Genomic DNA, 17,599 nt, shown 5'->3' with positions numbered 1-17,599 from the left:
GCCTTCAGAGCTGTCCCATGAACTTGTGGGTCTGGGGAATGACACGAACAGCCCGCAGATACCGGGAGGCAATTTCCTGTAATTCGAGCACCCTCACCGGAGCGATGCCGATGGTGCCGTCAAGTCGGGTGATCGGCTGGAGGATCAGGGGAATCTCACGCCCCTCCCCGCCGACGATCTCCGCAGACCGCTCCACTTCCCACTCCTCGGTCTGCTCTCCCACGACGACCTTGACGAAGACATCCTTTGTCGCGGCTACACGGAGGAAACGACGGTGATCGTCCCAGAGATCGGTGCAACCCGATGTTGACGGGATCTTGATATCCATGCCAATCATGTCGATATGATCGATGAGGAGCTCAAGGGCGGTGTGCATTACGCCGTTCGTTTCGAGATAAACGGGAAGCAGCGATCTGAGGTGCGGCAGCCATGACCGTAAAATCTCATGGCTCACGAGCGGTTCTCCACCCGTGATGCTGACGGAATGATGGACGCCGGGCCATCCCCGATGCCAACCCTCAATGAGGGAAAGAATCCGGTGCAGCGCCACCGGGTTTTCAACCGGTACGAAATCGCGACGACCGGGGGTCTGCTCTGCAAGGCACGGCTCGGCAGAGAAGTCCGTTGGCGTGTCGCAGTAATCGCACTGCAGGTTGCAGCCGCGAAAGCGGACAAAGACCTGTCGCAGCCCGATGAGCCCACCCTCTCCCTGGATGGATGAGAATACCTCCGCAAGTTCCGCGGACGAACTACTCATAGTAAGTGGCAGCGGCGTTATCGGATTCCCAGACCGTAATGCTGGCGACCGTCACATTGCCGTCGTTCAGCCTTCTGGAGAGTTCGGCGTAAAGATAGCGCGAGATATTTTCGGATGAAGGCGAGATCTCACGAAAGGGGTCGAGTTCGTTGAGATATTTGTGGTCAAGGGTCCGCAACAGGCTGTTCGTCTCCTGCTTGAGCACCTTGAAGTCGATGCCGAGTCCGGCCTTGTCAAGCTCACTGGCGGTGACCTCCACCTCAACCTTCCAGTTATGCCCGTGAAGATTCTCGCAGTCTCCCTGGTAATTGATGAGGCAATGGGCTGCTGCGAAGGATGTGACGATTTTCAGTCTGTACATGATATTTCCTTCCGTTAATTCTGTATGGCGCAGGGCGGGATAGTACCATGCCCAGGGCAAAAAATCAAAAGAGTCTCTGGGAGTAGTGGTCAGTGGAATTTGGTTGCATGGGTAAGTATGTATGATTATAATGCGTCCGCAAATTACTCAGCTAGGTGGTACCCTCGCCGTGACCAATGAACCACTTGAAGGCCAAATGGCGCTCTTCGGGGAGCCTCAGGTCAAAGCATCAAAACCAAAGAGTGCACGTGAGAAGAATCCTTCCGCCCCGACTGCGGCACAGGACCGGAAATCTTCCGCGGCTGCCGGAAAAAAGCCGGCAAAGAGCGCTTCACCCAAGAAGCGGAAGGACGCACCGAAGGGCGCCCGCAGCCTGTCCGGCCTTGTCCCCGAGGGTGATGTGAGGCTGACCGCCAACATTCGCGAAGATCTCCATTTGAAGCTGAAGATTGCTGCAGCGCGGCAACGGACGACAATTGGAGAACTTATCGAGTTCATGGTTGAAAAATATATTAAATAATAGACAGTTGCACGCCATATTTAATCTAACACTTTAAGCCAAACCCCCTCCCCTCACCTCTTGTGCCAGCCTTACTGCCGCCTCGTCCAGCAGCCAGAACAGCTTGCCGTCCACCGGGTGGATCAGCCGGGCCGGCATTTCACGCATACCCGCGAGTGCTTCCCGCACGATCGGAGCCTTTTCCTCGCCTGATACCAGAAAAACGATGAGAGCAGCCTGGTTGATGACGGGTACGGTAACCGTTACCCGCTGGATTGCTTCGTTTTCCCGTGTGGATACCGCCACCAGGCGCTCCGTTTCGCCAAGCAGGCGGCTTCCTGGAAAGAGCGAGGCGATGTGACCATCTTCGCCAATACCCAGGAACACCAGATCGAATCGCGGTATCCCTCCGTGGGAGAAGGCGCGCAATTCGGCTTCGTACCAGGCGGCACCGGCATCGGCGCCTCCTTCGCACGTGATCGGATGGATGTGCGAGGGGGGGATGGGGAGATAATCCAGCAATGCTTCCCGCACCATCCGGTAATTGCTGCGCGGGTCGTCGCGGGGAACACAGCGTTCGTCTCCCCAGAAAAGGTGGACTCTCTCCCAGGGAACCTGGTCCCGCAAGCGAGAACAGGCCAGCAGTTCGTAAGTACGGCGGGGAGTTTCACCACCCGAAAGAAGGGAGATGAAACTTCCCCGTTCGGCAATTGCCTGACGGGCTTCCCGGACAAAGAGTTCTGCGGCGGCAGATGAAAGGGCTTCCCGGTCGGGATGAATAAGGATCATGGGCTCTCCTCCGCACCGGCCGGCTGCAGCCAGTTATGGCGGTCCCGGGCAATGAGCAGATCGGCCGTTTCCGGCCCCCAGGTCCCTGCGGGATAGTCGGGGAAGGTAGCGGTTGGCACCGTTTCCCAGACATCAAGGATCGGCGAGATGACCCCCCAGGCGCTTTCCACCTGATCGGCCCGCATGAAGAGGGTGGCATCGCCACGGATCACGTCAAGGAGAAGCGTCTCGTAGGCCTCGGGCGATGATCCCCTGAAGGCTTCACGGTAGTGAAATGCCATGTCGACCGGACCCAGCAGCATCCGCGTTCCCGGCTGCTTTACCTGAATGCGGGATATGATCCCCTCTTCCGGCTGGATGCGCAGCACGAGACGATTTGGTTGCCAACTCTCCACCGCTGCCGCGGGGAACGGGTGATGGGGGGCGGGACGAAAGACGATCGAGACCTCGGAAACCTTGGTGTGCATCCGCTTCCCGGTCCTCAGGTAGAACGGCACTCCCTGCCAGCGCCAGTTGTCGATAAGGAGCTTGAGGGCTGCATACGTTTCGGTGGTGGAGGAAGGTGCGACGCCCGGTTCCTCCCGGTAGGCCGGCACGGCTTTCCCCTCGACGGCGCCGGGTCCGTATTGGCCGCGGACGGCGAAATGATGCACCTCTTCGGCCGGAATCGGGCGAATGGCGCGCAACACATCCACCTTCTTGTTGCGAACCTCGTCGGCAGCAAAGGAGACCGGCGGCTCCATGGCAATGAGACAGAGGATCTGGAGCAGATGGTTCTGAACCATATCGCGCAGCGCACCGGCATCCTCGTAGTACCCTCCCCGGCTCTCAACCCCCACGGTTTCAGCCACCGTGATCTGGACATGGTCGATGTAGCGCCGGTTCCAGACCGGCTCGAAGAGGGAATTGGCAAAGCGAAGCGCCAGGATGTTCTGGACCGTCTCCTTCCCCAGATAGTGATCGATGCGGTAGATCTGCGATTCGTCGAACATTCCGGTGAGGAGACGGTTGAGAGCCCGGGCCGAGTCGAGATCACGGCCGAACGGTTTCTCCACCACCAGACGGTCGTGACCGCAGTCTTTGCAGAGACCGAGCTGTTCAAGCTGCCGCGTCGCCGCCTCGAAAGAGGTCGGAGGAATCGCGAGATAGAAGATCCTGTTCGCCCGCTCACCCCATCCCCGTTCGATCTCCTCGAGACGCACTTTCAGCCGTTCTCCGGTTTGTGCTGCGGTAAAATCGCCCCTGAAGTAGAAAATCCGGTCGGCAAACCCTTGCCAGGTCTCGGGGTCGGTCGCGCCGCGGCGCGAGAACCGGTCGACCCCCTCCCGCAGCCGCAGGCGGAACGAATCGTTGTCCGTTTCCTGTCGCGCCACCCCGATGATGACGAACCGATCGGGAAGATAGCGGTCGTGATGGAGATTGTAGAGAGCCGGAATAAGCTTGCGCCAGGTGAGGTCGCCGCCGGCTCCGAAGATGACGAGAATGGTCGGTTCCTTCGAGGTTGCGTTCATTGTCCGCTGCCCCTCTGCCCACCCTTTTCCCGGTGCCCGCCGAATTCGAAGCGCATTGCGGAGAGAAGACGATCAGCGAAGCCGGCATCGCCACGGGAGCTGAACCGCTGATAAAGAGCGGCTGACAGCACCGGAGCGGGAACCCCCTCGTCGATCGCCGCGTTCACCGTCCAGCGCCCTTCGCCCGAATCTGATACGTGCCCCGCGAAACCGGCGAGATCGGTGCTCTTCAACAGGGCTGACGCCGTAAGATCGAGAAGCCATGACGAGATGACACTTCCCCGGCGCCAGAGTTCGGCGATTTGGGGGAGATCGAAGTCGTATCGGTAGAGCTCCGGTTCGCGAAGCGGCGATGTTTCGGCGTCGGCATCACGCGAAACCGTTCCCGCATTGGCGTGGCGAAGGATGTTGAATCCCTCGGCGTATGCTGCCATCAGGCCGTATTCTATGCCGTTATGCACCATCTTGACAAAATGGCCTGCCCCACTAGGGCCACAATGGAGGTAACCACGCTCGGAACGTTCCCCCTCTCCATGACGGCCTGGGGTCCGCGGCGCCGCGTCGATGCCGGGGGCAAGAGTGGCGAAGATCGGATCGAGCCTCTCGACGACCTCATTTTCTCCACCGATCATCAGGCAATAGCCCCGGTCAGTTCCCCAGACGCCACCACTCGTCCCCACATCGAGGTAATGGATTCCGCGCGACCTCAACTCCTCAGCGCGTCGAATGTCGTCGCGCCAGGAGGAGTTGCCGCCGTCGATCAGGATATCGTCTGCGGCGAGAAGCGGTGCCACCTCCGCAATCGTCTGGTCAACCACGGCCGAAGGGACCATGAGCCAGGCAATCCGCGGCGCGGAAAGCATGGCAGCGAACTCAGCCAGGGACCGCGCACCGCGAGCTCCTTCATTCTCCAGCACCTCGACAACAGCATGATCGAGGTCGTAGACGACGCACTCATGCCCCCCGCGCAGCAGCCGCTGCACCATATCCCTCCCCATTCTTCCCAGACCGATCAGTCCGACCCGCATTACACCGTTCCTTTCGCGACAGGATGGTGAGGCTCTTCCATTTCGGGCAGCTCTCCCCGCTCGACCGCTGCGACCTTGGCAAGACGCCGGCGGTGCCGCTCGGCACCACTGAAACGGGCGGTGAGGAAGCTGCTCACCAGTTCCCACGCCTGGGCGTAGCCCACGACGAGGCTCCCGAGGCAGAGAACGTTCATATCGTCATCCTCCACCCCCTGATGGGCGGAGAAATTGTCATGAACCAGGGCGGCCCGCACCCCCTGAACCTTGTTGGCAACGATGGATGCCCCAACCCCGCTGCTGCAAAGGGCGATGCCGCGCTCCATCTCGCCTCTCGCCACGGATTGGGCCAAGGGGATGACAAAGTCGGGGTAATCGTCCGTCGGATCGAGGGAATCTGCCCCGAAGTCGGTGACCTCGTACCCCGCATTCCGCAATGACTGGGCCAGCCGCTCCTTCATCGTGAATCCGCCATGATCTGCAGCAACACCGACCTTCATGCCGGCTCATCCTGGCAGCCGATGAGGCTCAGGGCATGTCGACAGATGTTGTCGACCGTGAAACCGTATTCGCGCATGACCACTTCACCCGGTGCCGACGTGCCGAAGCGCTCCACTCCGATGACCGCCCCCCTCTCCCCCACAAAGCGGTGCCAGCCGAGGGGAGACCCGGCCTCGACCACGAGACGGGCCGTCACCGCGGGGGGAATTACCGCATCACGATACTCGCGCGGCTGGGCATCGAAAAGTTCCCAGCTCGGGAGTGAGACTATCCGCGCCCTGATACCCCGTTCGCGAAGCCGCTCTTCAGAAGCAATCACAAGGGGAATTTCCGAACCCGTGGCGATGAGAATCAATTCCGGGCCCCCTCCCTCGGTCTCCCTGAGCACATACCCCCCCATCCTGACTCCGTCAGCGGCGGCGAATCGGGTACGATCGAGCACGGGAAGATTTTGTCGCGAGAGGACAAGAGCCGTCGGCCCGTTCCGGCGTTCAAGGGCCAGACGCCATGCAACGACGGTTTCGTTGGCGTCTGCCGGGCGGATCACCGTCAGATTCGGGATCGCCCGAAGTGCCGCCAGCTGCTCCACGGCCTGGTGAGTCGGACCGTCTTCCCCCAGGGCGATGCTGTCGTGGGTAAATACGTGAATGACCCGTACCCCCATCAGGGCGGCAAGGCGAAGGGAAGGACGAAGATAATCGGAAAACGTGAGGAAGGTGCCACCAAAGGGGATCATCCCCCCGTGGGCCGCCATTCCGTTGAGGATCGCCCCCATCCCATGCTCGCGGACGCCGAAATGGATGTTCCTCCCTCCATACCCCCAGGAAGGACCCACGGAACCCTGCCGGTCCGTGTCTTCGGCAGCGGGAGGCTCGAAATCTCCTTCGCCGGGAAGAACGGTGTAGGTTGAGGGATTCAGGTCTGCCGAGCCTCCCATAAGCTCGGGGATGCGGGGGGCGACGGCTGCGAGAAATTTCCCCGAGGCAAGCCGGGTCGATATCCCCTTGGGATCGGCGGCGAAATGGGGAAGACTCTCCTCCCATCCGTCGGGGAGCTCTCCGGCCATGATACGCTTCAGTTCGGCAGCTTCGTGGGGGAATTTCCGCGCATACTCCGAAAACGCCGCGTTCCAGGACTCTTCTCCTTGCCGCCCTTCCCCCAGCGCCTGCCGGAAGTGGGCCAGCGCCGGGGCCGGAATGAGAAACGGCGGTTCCGTCGGCCATCTGAGCTTGAGCTTGGTCAGCCTGACCTCATCCAACCCCAGCGGGGAGCCATGGGCCTCGAAGCTGTCCTGCTTGTGGGGTGAGCCGAAGCCGATGTGGGTCCGGACGAGAATCAGCGACGGGCTTTCGGTTTCCGCCCGGGCCGCGTCAATGGCTGCACCGATGGCGGCCAGATCGTTGCCATCGGCAACCGTCACCACATGCCAACCGTAGGCGGCAAAGCGTGCGCCTCGATCCTCGGTGAATGAAAGTGCGGTTGAAGCGGCGAGGGAAATGCGGTTGTCGTCATAAAGGCAGATGAGTTTCCCCAGTTTGAGGTGGCCTGCGAGCGAGGCTGCCTCGGCGGCAACACCTTCCATCAGGTCGCCGTCTCCAACGATGCAATAGGTGTGATGATTGACGATATCAAGGCCCGGGCGATTGAAACGCGCCGCCAGCTGCGCCTCGGCGATAGCCATGCCAACGGCATTGCCAAGCCCCTGCCCCAGTGGACCGGTGGTGATTTCGACGCCAGGCGTGTGCCCCCGCTCCGGATGACCGGGGGTGCGGCTTCCCAGCTGCCGGAACCGCTCCATTTCAGAAAGGGGCAAACCGTAGCCGGTGAGATGGAGCAGACTGTAGAGAAGCATCGATCCGTGTCCGGCCGAGAGAACAAAGCGGTCGCGGTCGAACCAGTGGGGATTGCCGGGATTGTGTTTCAGGTAGCGAGTCCAGAGAGCGTACGCCATGGGTGCAGACCCCATCGGCATGCCGGGATGCCCGCTGTTGGCCTTTTGAACCGCATCGACAGAGAGAAAGCGAATAGTGTTGATGCAAAGGGTATCAAGATCCGTGGCACACGCTTGCGGGGGGGTGGACATGGTATCTCCCTGACGGTTGGTAAATACTGGCATACCTCTTTATGCGCGGGCAGAATTGTGATCCTGCCTGAAGACTTGTTCGTTCGATTTCAGATTCACAGAAGTCACGCATCCACCATACCGCTCTTCTCTGCTTTTGCAAGCCACCCTCCGCTGCCGGCTGCCGTCAACTGAGCCGGAATGGTTGATTGAATCGTCCTGAGCGGGTATAAACAACAGGAGCAGTTCCATTCAAAACGAGGTGTACGATGAACAAAGCCGCTGTCGTCCTATCCGCCGCCCTCCTCTCATTTAATTTCACCGTCGCCGTTATGGCAGACGAACTCCCCAAACCGGCAACTCCGCAGCCGGTCTCCTCTCCAAAGGGAGTCGAGGCCGTCCGCACCGAACGTCCTGTCAAAATTGGATACGTTGACATGGAGAAGATAGTTGACGAGTCGGATCGCGGGAAAAAGGCAAAAACCCAGCTAAAAGATAAGACGGAAAAATATCGCTCGCAGATTGCCGTCCGACAGAAAAAACTTGAAAAAATGAAGAGCGATCTGGAGTCGAAAATTTCCACGCTCTCCCCGCAACAACGCGAGACAAAGGTGAAAGCGCTTCAGAAAAAAGTCACCGAGTTCCAGGAGTATGTTCAGGGTGCGGAGAAAGAGATGCGGAAAATGGAGGGAGAGTTGACCGAATCGCTTGTCCGTTCGGTGGAAAAGGCCGCCGCTGAGTACGGAAAGGCCAATGGTTTTGCTGCCATCATCCCCAAGCGGGATATCTTCTATCTGGGAGAAACAGTGGAAGTGAAAGACGTTACGGCGGAAGTGGTGAAATCTCTGCCACAACCATGAAGTGCCGATCAAATTGAATTAAAGGCCAGTTATCCACTTTTCTGTAACTCTCGTGTAATGCCGGCACTACATCCGATTTACCTCGGATACCCGTATACCTTTAAATAGTTATTGACATGTAATTACCGCATGTTACGAGCCTTGCTCATCCCTTGTGCAGCTTGCAGAAGTGCCCAAGACTACGTAACTATTCAAAGAGTTATCCACAGATGCTGAACGCTTATCCACAGGGGGAGTGGAAAGAACCGTTTTGTCCGAAATTGAAGCCTTTTTATTCTCAGCGGTACAATCCGTTCAGGCCAGGGAGCCATGATCCTCAATTTTGCTTTGATCCTTTAAGCTTGCCTCTGCAATCGGGCTGAATAATCGTAAAATAAAAAGGCCCTGATTAAAAAGGCCCTGATTTCTCAGGGCCTTCTGGTTTTGTCCGGACGATGCCGGACTTTTAATTGGTGGAGGTGGCCGGAGTCGAACCGGCGTCCGAAGATCATACACTAAAGGCGTCTACATGCTTGTGCGAGGGTTTTGATTTAACGGCCCGGAACTCCCCCTGCCGGGATTTCTGGGCAGCGATCCTGCTAAGGTTTCGCCTCGGGGCCGCAGGCGTTCCCGTTGACTATCCCACTAAAATGACGATCCATCCTTGCCCGTGGGAGAGGCTCAGCGGATCGGTAGCAGGGTATTAAGCTGCTACAGCGTAGTCGTAATTATCGGCGTTTAATTCGCCCCGGGCTGTTTTACGAGACCTGCCCGGACCTCGGCATGCAACCTTTGCTTCCTATCCCCGTCGAAACCTTTACACCCCCAAAACTTTAGTACGCCTCCGCAGAGGAGGTCGCTATTTGTTCCGTTCTTTCAGTGCTACTGCCATTTCCCGCTTCTGATCCTTCTTCTTCAGGTCTTCCCGTTTGTCATAGAGTTTTTTCCCCTTAGCGAGACCTAACTCAACTTTAATGCACCCATTCTTGAAGTAGAGACGAAGCGGAACGACCGAATATCCCTTTTCCCGAATCTTCCCGTACAGGCGGTTGATTTCGGCTTTATGCAGAAGCAGCTTGCGCATCCGTTCGGGATCGTGATTCTCCCGATTACCGAAAGCGTATGGCGAGATATGCAGATTGTGCAAAAAAACCTCTCCCTCCCGCACCAGCGCGAAGGAATCGTTGAGGTTTCCTTTTCCAAGACGGAGCGACTTCACTTCAGTCCCTTTGAGAACCATACCGGCCTCAAATTTTTCTTCTATGAAGTAGTCGTGGAAGGCTTTCTTGTTATTGCAAATCAGCTTCTCGCCCATATAGATGCATAGTAGCAGATGTGCCGAAGGCATTGCAAGGACAAAAAGCGGACTTTTTTTGTCTTCTTTAAGGGGTGATTATATAATCTGACGGTGGCCTGCCGGCAGCGAATACTTCGGCAAGGGCTCCTCCGTGAATGATTGCTTCACAAAGATTCTGCTCGGAGGAAAATTGAGGAAGCTTGATGACGAGGAAATCGGCCCGTTTCCCCGGATCGAGCGATCCTAAACGCTGGTCGGTACCAATGGCGCGGGCGGCGTCGAGTGTGGCCATGGCGAGTATCTCGTCCGGGCTGAAGACTTCCGGATACGCGTCGGAGGCAAAGCGCATTTCGTCCCACAGGGAGAGAGAATCGTTGCTGGCGAGGGAGTCGGTGCCGAGGGAAAGGGGAATGCCGAGCTTTTTCAAAAGATGCGCCGGCGCCATGCCGACGGCAAGCTTTTCATTGCTGCGGGGACACAGAACCACTGCTACACCACGCTCTTTGAGAATCTCGGCATCAGCGGGAGTGAGATGCACACCATGCACGCAGGTTGTGCTTCGGTCGAACAAACCATGACGGTCAAGCCAGGACGTTGCGGTTGTGTGCCGCGGCGAAGGGATGAATTCTTCCCAGTGGACATGGGGGTAGAGAACGTCCGCAATCATTCCGGAGGAATCGAAGTAGAAATCAGATTCGGCACGGGATTCAGCCAGGTGGATGATGCGGGGAATTCCCATCTGCATCGCGAGATGACGGAGGCTGTGGTGAAACTGCTCCGAGAGCGTATGGGGTGCATGGGGGGAGAGACCACGCTCGAAGCTGCCGCAGCGGAAAACGGACAAGTCGGTGTGAAGCGCGCTCAGCGACTCCTCGCAACGGAGAGGATCATGACCGATCGCCTCGAAGAAGATGCGGCCGGACAGCGGTGTGTCGCAATAGAGGCTAAGAAACGACCGATCACTCAGGATCTCGCCTATTGAGGTTGTGCCGGATTCAAGGCAGATTCGAAGCCCTTCGCGAATGGAGAGCTGCAGTTCGTGAGGTGTGAGCGCCCGCCTGATCTTGATTACCTGGATGATCCAGTCGACATAAGTGCGGGGGGCATAGTCGATCCCCTTGCGGATTTTCCACGATGGAAAGTGTGTAAGCTCAAGATGGGTGTGGGCGTTGACAAGTCCGGGTATGATGGCGCAGCCGGGAAAGTCGCGCGGGGGGACGCTGTACCGTGCGCGCAACTCGGCCAGCGTCCCCGTTTCAATGATACGGTCGCCGTCCACCACCATCGCACCGCCGGGAACGGGGGGAGACGAGATCGGAACGAGGTATGAGGCGGCGAACAGTTCCATGGCTCTCCAGGTACTACCAGGCTACTTTTTTTAGACTCCCCTGCCCCGCCACTTCCTTGCGTGTGGGAAGCATGCAGTTCTTATCGTCGACAAAGACCAGTTTCGGCTCGTAATTCAGAGCCTCCTCGTTCTCCATGTTGACGAAACTTGCGATGATGACGAGATCTTTCGGTGCCACAAGCCGGGCAGCAGCGCCATTGATGCAGATTACCCCTGACCCGCGCTCGCCTTCGATTGCATAGGTTTCGAAGCGGTTGCCGTTGGTCACGTTCCAGATCGCCACCGCCTCATACGGAATGATGTCGGAAGCTTCCATCAGGTCGAGGTCGATGGTGATGCTTCCCTCGTAGTGGAGATCGGCGCCCGTGACCGTGGCGCGGTGAATCTTGCTTTTGAGCATCTTGCGTTCCATTTAATTTTCCTCCCCTAGGATACAGTTGTCAATCAGCCTCGTTTTTCCGACTCTGACGGCCAATGCCAGCAGGGTATCTTCATCGGCCGTTTCCACAGCGTCAAGGGTGTCCTTGTTGCGAAAATCCGCATAGTCAATCGATGTTCCGGGAACCTCGCCGATGAGGCGCACCACCCGTTCCCTGAGGGTCTGCGCCGAACGTTCGCCGCCGTTGAACAGTCCTCGCGCCGCGGCAAGGGCCCTACAGAGACAGAGGGCGTTTTTCCGTTCTTCAGGCTGAAGGTAGGCATTGCGGGAACTCATGGCAAGCCCGTCGTCCTCCCGGATAATCGGCATGCCGACGATTTCGATGTCCATATTCAGATCGGCGACCATGTGTCTGATTACGGCAAGCTGCTGGAAGTCCTTCTTGCCGAACAGGGCGACCGTAGGCTTGATGATATTGAACAGCTTGGTCACCACGGTGGTGACTCCCCGAAAATGGCCGGGACGGCTGGCGCCGCAGAGGGGAAGCGTCAACTCCTCGGCATTAACATAGGTCTGGTAACCGCGCGGATACATGTCGCCGGCCTTTGGAGCGAATATGACATCGACTCCGGCCCCGGTAGCGACTGCCGTATCGCGCGCAAGGTCGCGAGGATAAGAGTCGAGGTCTTCGGAAGGACCAAACTGGGTCGGGTTGACGAAGATGCTGGCAACCAGGATGTCGCCCCGTTTTCTCCCTTCCTTCATGAGAGAAGCATGGCCCTTATGGAGATACCCCATGGTCGGCACCAAAGCGATGGATTTTCCTTCCCTGCGGGCCTCCCGCGCAAATGCCTGCATCTCGGTAACCGATTCGATAATTTTCATGTCAGTTAAACGAATGTCCCTCGTCGGGGAACTCTCCTTTCTTGACTTCGGCGATATAGGAAGCGACCGCATCAGCAATTGCTCCCTTGACGTCGGCATAACGCTTGACAAACTTCGGCGAGTATTTCTCACACAGCCCGAGGATATCGTGAATGACGAGCACCTGGCCATCACAGTGGGGACCTGCCCCTATGCCGATGGTGGGGATCGTGAGTTCGTCGGTCATCCGTTTGGCCAACTTCAGCGGGATCCCTTCCAGAACCACGGCGCAGGCGCCGGCCTCCTGGACGGCCAGGGCATCCTCCAGGAGGCGCTGGGCCTGCTCATCCTTCTTCCCCTGTACTCGGTAACCACCCATACGGTGTATGGACTGAGGAGTAAGACCGATGTGCCCGACAACCGGGATATCCATATCGACGATGGCGCGGATGGTATCGGCGATATGGGCGCCCCCTTCGAGCTTGACCGCCTCTGCTCCCCCCTCTTTCACCAGTCGCCCTGCGTTGAGGCGGGCATCACGGAGATCTGTCTGATAGGAGAGAAACGGCATGTCGGCAACGACGAACGCCTTTGGACGGGCACGCATGACGGACCGCGTGTGATAGATCATCTCATCGACGGTGACCGGCAGCGTATTGTCGTGGCCCCCGAATACGACTCCAACCGAATCACCCACCAGGATGGCATCGATGGCGCAGTCATCCATGATCCGGGCAAACGGGAAATCATAGCTGGTGAGCATGGTTATCTTTTCGCCAGACTCCTTCATCTTCTGGATATCGAGAATTGTCTTCTTCCGGTTCACTCGAAACTCCTCATCAACGAAAAAATGCGCCCCCGGAAAACGGAGGCGCACGTAAAGACCGGGAGAAAACACCCTCTCTGTCGGTGCGGCTATTGCCTTCCGTCCCGGTTCTTGGCGAATCCAGGCAGTATGTGCGTACGAAGGGTTAAACGATTCAACGGCTCCACCGGTGTTGCGGGCCGTTCTCAAAACACTATTTTACTTATCACAAATAAAGCGGTTATGTCTACCGTATAATTCAGCCGGCGATTTTCTTCATCATTTCCAGCTCTTTGACGACTTCGCTGCTCTCCTCCCGGCGAACTTCCATATCCTCGAAAATTCTGGTCACCATCTGGCCGACTGCCTCGACCGACTTTTTAATCTCGGAACCATCTTCCACCTGCTTGACGGTCGCCTTGACCATTTCCTGAGTCATTTCCTTGATCGCATCGATGGAGCGGACGATACTCATGGCTGCGTCAGACTGCTCCTTGGATGCCTTGAAAATCTGGGAACTCATGCTGCTCACGTTCTCGATGGAGTGGGTGACGAGCTGGACGCTTCGGGCCTGCTCCTCGGTGGCCGTCTTTATCTCGCGGGTCATGTCCATGGAGCGGACCGAACTTCCGTGAATCACCTCAAGCGACTGCCCCATGACGCCACCGAGCTCGACCCCGCGACGCACCCGGTCCTTTGAGGCGGAGATGTTTTCCGCCGCATGGCGGGATTCATTCATGATCTCTTCGATGATGTTGGTGATTTCACCGGTGGATTGGCCGGTCTGCAGCGAAAGATTACGGATCTCGTCGGCAACGACGCCGAAACTCTTGCCATACTCTCCCGCCTGGGCGGCGATGATCGACGCATTGAGTGCAAGAAGGTTGGTCCGCTTGGTGATGTCGTTGATAACCCCGACAATGCTCTCAATGCGGCCGCTGTTTTCGGTCAGACGCTTCATCCCTTCGAAGGAAAGTTCAACCGAATTCTGTATCTCGGCAAGCGCCCTGATAGTTTCATCCACCACCGTGCGTCCCCGGTCGGCTTCTGACTTCACCTTGCTGGAGACTTCATGGGAGATGGCGGCACTCTGCTCGACGTTCTTGATGGTCGAGTTGAGTTCCTCCATGGCTGATGCCGATTTGTCGATGGATTCGGAGAGATAATCGAGATTCCTGCTCACCTGCTCAATGGAAACATAGATATTGCTCACGGCGGAACTGGTCTCGTCGACTGACGTCAGCACGCTTTCCGCTCCCGACGCAATGTGGGCGGTGCCGTCGGCCACCGAATTCACCGCATCCTGCAGATTGATGACGTAGCGAGAGTAGTGATCGCGATTCTTCAGCAGATCGGCGAAGGTTGTTTCCAGTTCCGACGTCAGGGCACCGATTGCCTTCAAGAGATTGATCCGGACGATGGCGGAAGCGGCCTGATCGGCAAACAGCTTTATGGTGTCGACATCAGTGTCATTGAGGGATCGCTTGCTGAGGCAGTTGTCGATGCCGAAAAGACCGATCGCTTCACCCTTGACGACGATGGGACAGACTACAAAGCTGCTTGAACGCAGTGCCTTGATGGCATCGTACGGCGGCTGAAGTTTGAAGTCCGACGGATAGACGCCGATGTCGTCGATCATGAAGAGTTGCCTGTCATTGAAACACTTGAAGATGACGCCGCTCCGGAGATCGAGGGGAAGCGTCACGCCGCTCGGGTTGAAACCGGCGGTACCGATGGACGCAACGAATGAGAGTGAAGTGCGCGCTTCGTCGGCCATGAGGATGTTGACCCGTTCGTAGCCGAGCACATCGTGGAGGCCGTCGGCGCAGAGGCGCAGAACCTCGTCCACATCGATGGATCTTTGAATCTTGCTGCTGATCTGGTGAAAATTCTTTATGTTGCTGTCGAGAACCCGGTAGCGATTTTCGAAGACCTCCTTCTGGGATGCAACTTCCTGATGAAGACCATCGAGTTCCACGGCTCGGGCATGGAGTTCGTCATTCGTCTTGCCGATGTAGTATCCGACCACTGCCAGCACGGTGGCGGTGCCGATCCCCATGTAGGAGTAGAGGGCAAGGTTGTAACCATTTTTAAAAACGTCACCGAAAATCTGGGACAAAAACGGCTGGTCCGGATCGGAAAAGAAGATGAGCCGAATGACGGTCCAGGCCACGGGAGCTCCGATTCCCATGGCGCAGCCGAGGATGCCGTAGAGGCTGCTCCTGTTTTTGATGATTGCCCCGGTTTCCATAAAGGCTACCCTCCAGTGAAGATATCCACGTGCATGGCGAGGAGGCCACCATCGGCTTCCTCAATAACATTCTGCCGAGAAACGCTTAATCTACGATCACAATTGAACGCACTCTATATCGCCAAGGCCGCAAAGTCAACAATTTGCCGGCGTTTTCCCACCCCCCAAACCCTCCCGCGAGAGGGGAGAATCGAGATGATCAGCGACGACCGACGGCTATCCCCAACTCTTCTGCCGCATAAACCATCTGCCCTCTGGGGTTGACGAGCTTCAGGCGGCGCACCGCCTTTTCGATCGACACCGACCGGATATCCCGTCCCCGCAGGCAGACCATCTCGCCGTAACGCTCCTTGTCGATGAGTTCCACTGCTCCGACCCCAAAACGGCTGCCGAGGCAACGGTCGAAGGTGGAGGGAGAGCCTCCTCTCTGGAGATGCCCTAAGACCATCGATCTCGTATCCATCTTCAGACATGAGGTGAGCTCCCGCGCAACGTACTCACCGATTCCGCCGAGCCGTTCCACGGGATTTGCTTCGCTCGCCTCCCTTCGGACGACCCTTCCGCCCCCCCGCGGGTAGGCACCCTCGGCAGCAACAACGATGCTGAACGTATTTCCGCGGCGACAACGTTCATCAATGGCCCGGCAGACCGACTGGATATCGAAGGGGATCTCCGGAATGAGGATCACGTCAGCCCCGCCACTGATTCCCGATTCCAGGGCAATCCAGCCGGCATAGCGCCCCATCACCTCCATGATCATCACCCGGTGGTGGCTTTCCGCCGTGGAGTGGAGCTTGTCCAGGGCATCGGTCGCCGTTTCGAGGGCCGTGTTGTAACCGAAGGTGACATCGGTTTCCATGAGATCGTTATCGATGGTCTTGGGAACGCCTACTATGGGTACCCCCTTGCGCATCAACTCGAGGGCGATCTTGAGGGAGCCGTCCCCACCCACGGCAACCAAGGCGTCGATTCCCATTTTCCGGATGCTGTCGACGACCTGGTCGGATATGTCGGTAAGTATTGTCTTACCGTTGTTCTCTACGGGATAACAAAAGGGATTGCCCCGGTTGGAGGTTCCGAGGATGGTCCCTCCCCGCGGCAGAATGCCCCGCACGTCCCCAAGGCCGAGGAGCCTCGTCCTGTCGGTTTTGAGAAGACCGTCGAAACCGTCTTCGATACCGACAACCTCCCACCCTCTTCGGATGATGGCGCTCTTGACCACCCCCCTGATTACCGCATTGAGCCCCGGGCAGTCCCCTCCACCGGTAAGTATTCCGATTCGCCGTTTCATCGCCCCTCCGTCAAGAAAAATCCCGAAAACAACATCAGTCCCATGTTCCGTTATCACGGACCTGCATGGCGAGGGCCGCGCTGCCAATCAATCCCCCGTTTTCTCCCAGGATCGCAGGAATGATCTGGAGCCGTTCGCCCGGGAGCGGGAAGGCCCGCGTCCGCACCTCCTGCTTCATGGCATCCTTCATCAGGTCGAAACTTGCAGCCACGCCACCGCCAACGATGAACGCCTCCAGATTCAGAATATTGGCAAGTCCGGCTGCGGCAATACCAAGATAACGGCCTGCATCCGCAAATACTGCGGCAGCCCGTGGATCGCCCCCCCGTGCTGCCGCGGCAACTGCTTCGGCGGAGATGCCCTCCGACCTGACCACCCCAGGCGCCCACCCCGTTTCACCCGTCATCGCTTCGCGGGCACTGGTCGCAATGGCGGTTGCCGAAGCGTACTGTTCAAGACACCCGCGGTTGCCGCAGGTGCACGGTCTGCCGTTCGGCTCCACCGTCAGGTGGCCGAGTTCTCCGGCAACTCCATCGACGCCGGTCCAGAGGCGGCCGTTGAGAACAAGCCCTCCCCCCACCCCGGTCCCCAGCGTCACCATCATGAAAGAGGAGAAGTGCGCACCCGCGCCATACCTCCGCTCCCCCCAGGCAAACGCATTGACATCGTTGGCGATGACCGTCGGCAGGGCGGTGATCCGCTGGAGATCGTCCCGCAGGTTGACCCGGTCGATGGGGGGGAGATTGACGGAGACATGGACATACCCATCATTGGCGATGAGCCCCGGCACCCCCACCCCAAGAGCGGAAATCGTTGCACCCAGTTCGGCGGCACGGCCGCGGAGGCCGTTGATCCCCTCACGGATTCTCTCGTATAAGAGGTCACGTCCACCGGCGATCTCGGTTTTCAGGCGAATCCGGTGCCGTATCTCCCCTGCCCGGTCCACCAGGGCAAGGCGGAGGTTCGTTCCGCCAACGTCGATCCCGGCAAAAAGCTCCCTGTCGTCATCTCTCATTGAAG

Annotated in this window: 17 protein-coding genes and 1 other RNA gene; 2 read left to right on the top strand and 16 right to left on the bottom strand. The window is 58.0% G+C overall.

Going from position 1 to position 17,599, the window contains the following annotated elements; genetic code table 11:
* Nucleotides 1-4: 4 nt before the first annotated feature.
* Both GPICK_RS08170 and queD read right to left on the bottom strand, forming a co-directional pair.
* Nucleotides 5-757 carry a 7-carboxy-7-deazaguanine synthase QueE gene (locus GPICK_RS08170; RefSeq protein WP_039742054.1) on the bottom strand — a complete coding sequence of 251 codons (753 nt, stop codon included), beginning with the start codon at nucleotides 755-757 and terminating at the stop codon, nucleotides 5-7.
* The gene (gene queD / locus GPICK_RS08165; protein ID WP_039742052.1) at nucleotides 750-1,118 is read right to left on the bottom strand and encodes a 6-carboxytetrahydropterin synthase QueD; all 369 of its coding nucleotides are present in this window, start codon (nucleotides 1,116-1,118) and stop codon (nucleotides 750-752) included. The genes GPICK_RS08170 and queD overlap by 8 nt, the downstream gene beginning before the upstream one ends.
* Nucleotides 1,119-1,287: 169 nt before the next feature.
* On the opposite strand from queD, the gene GPICK_RS08160 reads away from it, so the two are divergent.
* Nucleotides 1,288-1,638, top strand: a complete 351-nt coding sequence (locus GPICK_RS08160) for a hypothetical protein (RefSeq protein WP_039745522.1) — start codon at nucleotides 1,288-1,290, stop codon at nucleotides 1,636-1,638.
* 33 nt (nucleotides 1,639-1,671) lie between these two features.
* Here GPICK_RS08160 and pgl read toward each other — a convergent pair whose 3' ends face one another.
* From pgl to tkt, 5 genes are read right to left on the bottom strand one after another with little or no spacing between them, the layout of a single operon-like run.
* Complete coding sequence (pgl, locus tag GPICK_RS08155) at nucleotides 1,672-2,406, bottom strand: 6-phosphogluconolactonase (RefSeq protein ID WP_039742047.1); 735 nt, start codon at nucleotides 2,404-2,406, stop codon at nucleotides 1,672-1,674.
* Nucleotides 2,403-3,917 (bottom strand): glucose-6-phosphate dehydrogenase, encoded by a 1,515-nt coding sequence (gene zwf, locus GPICK_RS08150; protein ID WP_039742040.1) that lies wholly within the window; start codon nucleotides 3,915-3,917, stop codon nucleotides 2,403-2,405. The genes pgl and zwf overlap by 4 nt, the downstream gene beginning before the upstream one ends.
* Nucleotides 3,914-4,945: a phosphogluconate dehydrogenase (NAD(+)-dependent, decarboxylating) gene (gene gnd, locus GPICK_RS08145; RefSeq protein ID WP_039742036.1), complete on the bottom strand. Its 1,032-nt coding sequence runs from the start codon at nucleotides 4,943-4,945 to the stop codon at nucleotides 3,914-3,916. The genes zwf and gnd overlap by 4 nt, the downstream gene beginning before the upstream one ends.
* Nucleotides 4,945-5,442 carry an RpiB/LacA/LacB family sugar-phosphate isomerase gene (locus tag GPICK_RS08140; protein WP_052263362.1) on the bottom strand — a complete coding sequence of 166 codons (498 nt, stop codon included), beginning with the start codon at nucleotides 5,440-5,442 and terminating at the stop codon, nucleotides 4,945-4,947. Before GPICK_RS08140 ends, gnd begins: the two co-directional genes overlap by 1 nt.
* Nucleotides 5,439-7,526: a transketolase gene (gene tkt / locus GPICK_RS08135; protein WP_039742034.1), complete on the bottom strand. Its 2,088-nt coding sequence runs from the start codon at nucleotides 7,524-7,526 to the stop codon at nucleotides 5,439-5,441. The genes GPICK_RS08140 and tkt overlap by 4 nt, the downstream gene beginning before the upstream one ends.
* A 248-nt stretch (nucleotides 7,527-7,774) precedes the next feature.
* On the opposite strand from tkt, the gene GPICK_RS08130 reads away from it, so the two are divergent.
* Nucleotides 7,775-8,365 carry an OmpH family outer membrane protein gene (locus GPICK_RS08130; RefSeq protein WP_039742031.1) on the top strand — a complete coding sequence of 197 codons (591 nt, stop codon included), beginning with the start codon at nucleotides 7,775-7,777 and terminating at the stop codon, nucleotides 8,363-8,365.
* Nucleotides 8,366-8,815: 450 nt separating this feature from the next.
* Here the strand turns inward: GPICK_RS08130 and ssrA are convergent.
* The 9 genes from ssrA to GPICK_RS08090 all read right to left on the bottom strand — a co-directional run bounded on the left by ssrA (nucleotide 8,816) and on the right by GPICK_RS08090 (nucleotide 17,594).
* Nucleotides 8,816-9,171: a transfer-messenger RNA gene (ssrA, locus tag GPICK_RS16975) on the bottom strand.
* Nucleotides 9,172-9,203: 32 nt separating this feature from the next.
* Nucleotides 9,204-9,659, bottom strand: coding sequence for an SsrA-binding protein SmpB (smpB, locus tag GPICK_RS08125; RefSeq protein WP_039742028.1), 456 nt, complete (start codon nucleotides 9,657-9,659; stop codon nucleotides 9,204-9,206).
* Nucleotides 9,660-9,726: 67 nt separating this feature from the next.
* On the bottom strand, nucleotides 9,727-10,989 hold the full coding sequence (locus GPICK_RS08120) for an amidohydrolase family protein (RefSeq protein WP_039742024.1): 1,263 nt from the start codon (nucleotides 10,987-10,989) through the stop codon (nucleotides 9,727-9,729).
* Between the two features lie 13 nt (nucleotides 10,990-11,002).
* Nucleotides 11,003-11,401: an aspartate 1-decarboxylase gene (panD, locus tag GPICK_RS08115; protein ID WP_039742022.1), complete on the bottom strand. Its 399-nt coding sequence runs from the start codon at nucleotides 11,399-11,401 to the stop codon at nucleotides 11,003-11,005.
* Nucleotides 11,402-12,253 carry a pantoate--beta-alanine ligase gene (gene panC, locus GPICK_RS08110; protein WP_039742019.1) on the bottom strand — a complete coding sequence of 284 codons (852 nt, stop codon included), beginning with the start codon at nucleotides 12,251-12,253 and terminating at the stop codon, nucleotides 11,402-11,404.
* 1 nt (nucleotide 12,254) lies between these two features.
* On the bottom strand, nucleotides 12,255-13,058 hold the full coding sequence (gene panB, locus GPICK_RS08105; RefSeq protein WP_039742016.1) for a 3-methyl-2-oxobutanoate hydroxymethyltransferase: 804 nt from the start codon (nucleotides 13,056-13,058) through the stop codon (nucleotides 12,255-12,257).
* Nucleotides 13,059-13,296: 238 nt separating this feature from the next.
* Complete coding sequence (locus GPICK_RS08100; RefSeq protein ID WP_039742015.1) at nucleotides 13,297-15,288, bottom strand: methyl-accepting chemotaxis protein; 1,992 nt, start codon at nucleotides 15,286-15,288, stop codon at nucleotides 13,297-13,299.
* Between the two features lie 199 nt (nucleotides 15,289-15,487).
* Nucleotides 15,488-16,579, bottom strand: coding sequence for a 6-phosphofructokinase (locus GPICK_RS08095; protein WP_039742013.1), 1,092 nt, complete (start codon nucleotides 16,577-16,579; stop codon nucleotides 15,488-15,490).
* Nucleotides 16,580-16,613: 34 nt separating this feature from the next.
* Nucleotides 16,614-17,594: an ROK family protein gene (locus GPICK_RS08090; protein ID WP_039742011.1), complete on the bottom strand. Its 981-nt coding sequence runs from the start codon at nucleotides 17,592-17,594 to the stop codon at nucleotides 16,614-16,616.
* Nucleotides 17,595-17,599: the final 5 nt, after the last annotated feature.

Source organism: Geobacter pickeringii (assembly GCF_000817955.1).
Lineage (GTDB): Bacteria > Desulfobacterota > Desulfuromonadia > Geobacterales > Geobacteraceae > Geobacter > Geobacter pickeringii.
Note: the sequence above shows the minus strand (reverse complement) of the source record. Positions and strands in the feature narration are given on the sequence as shown.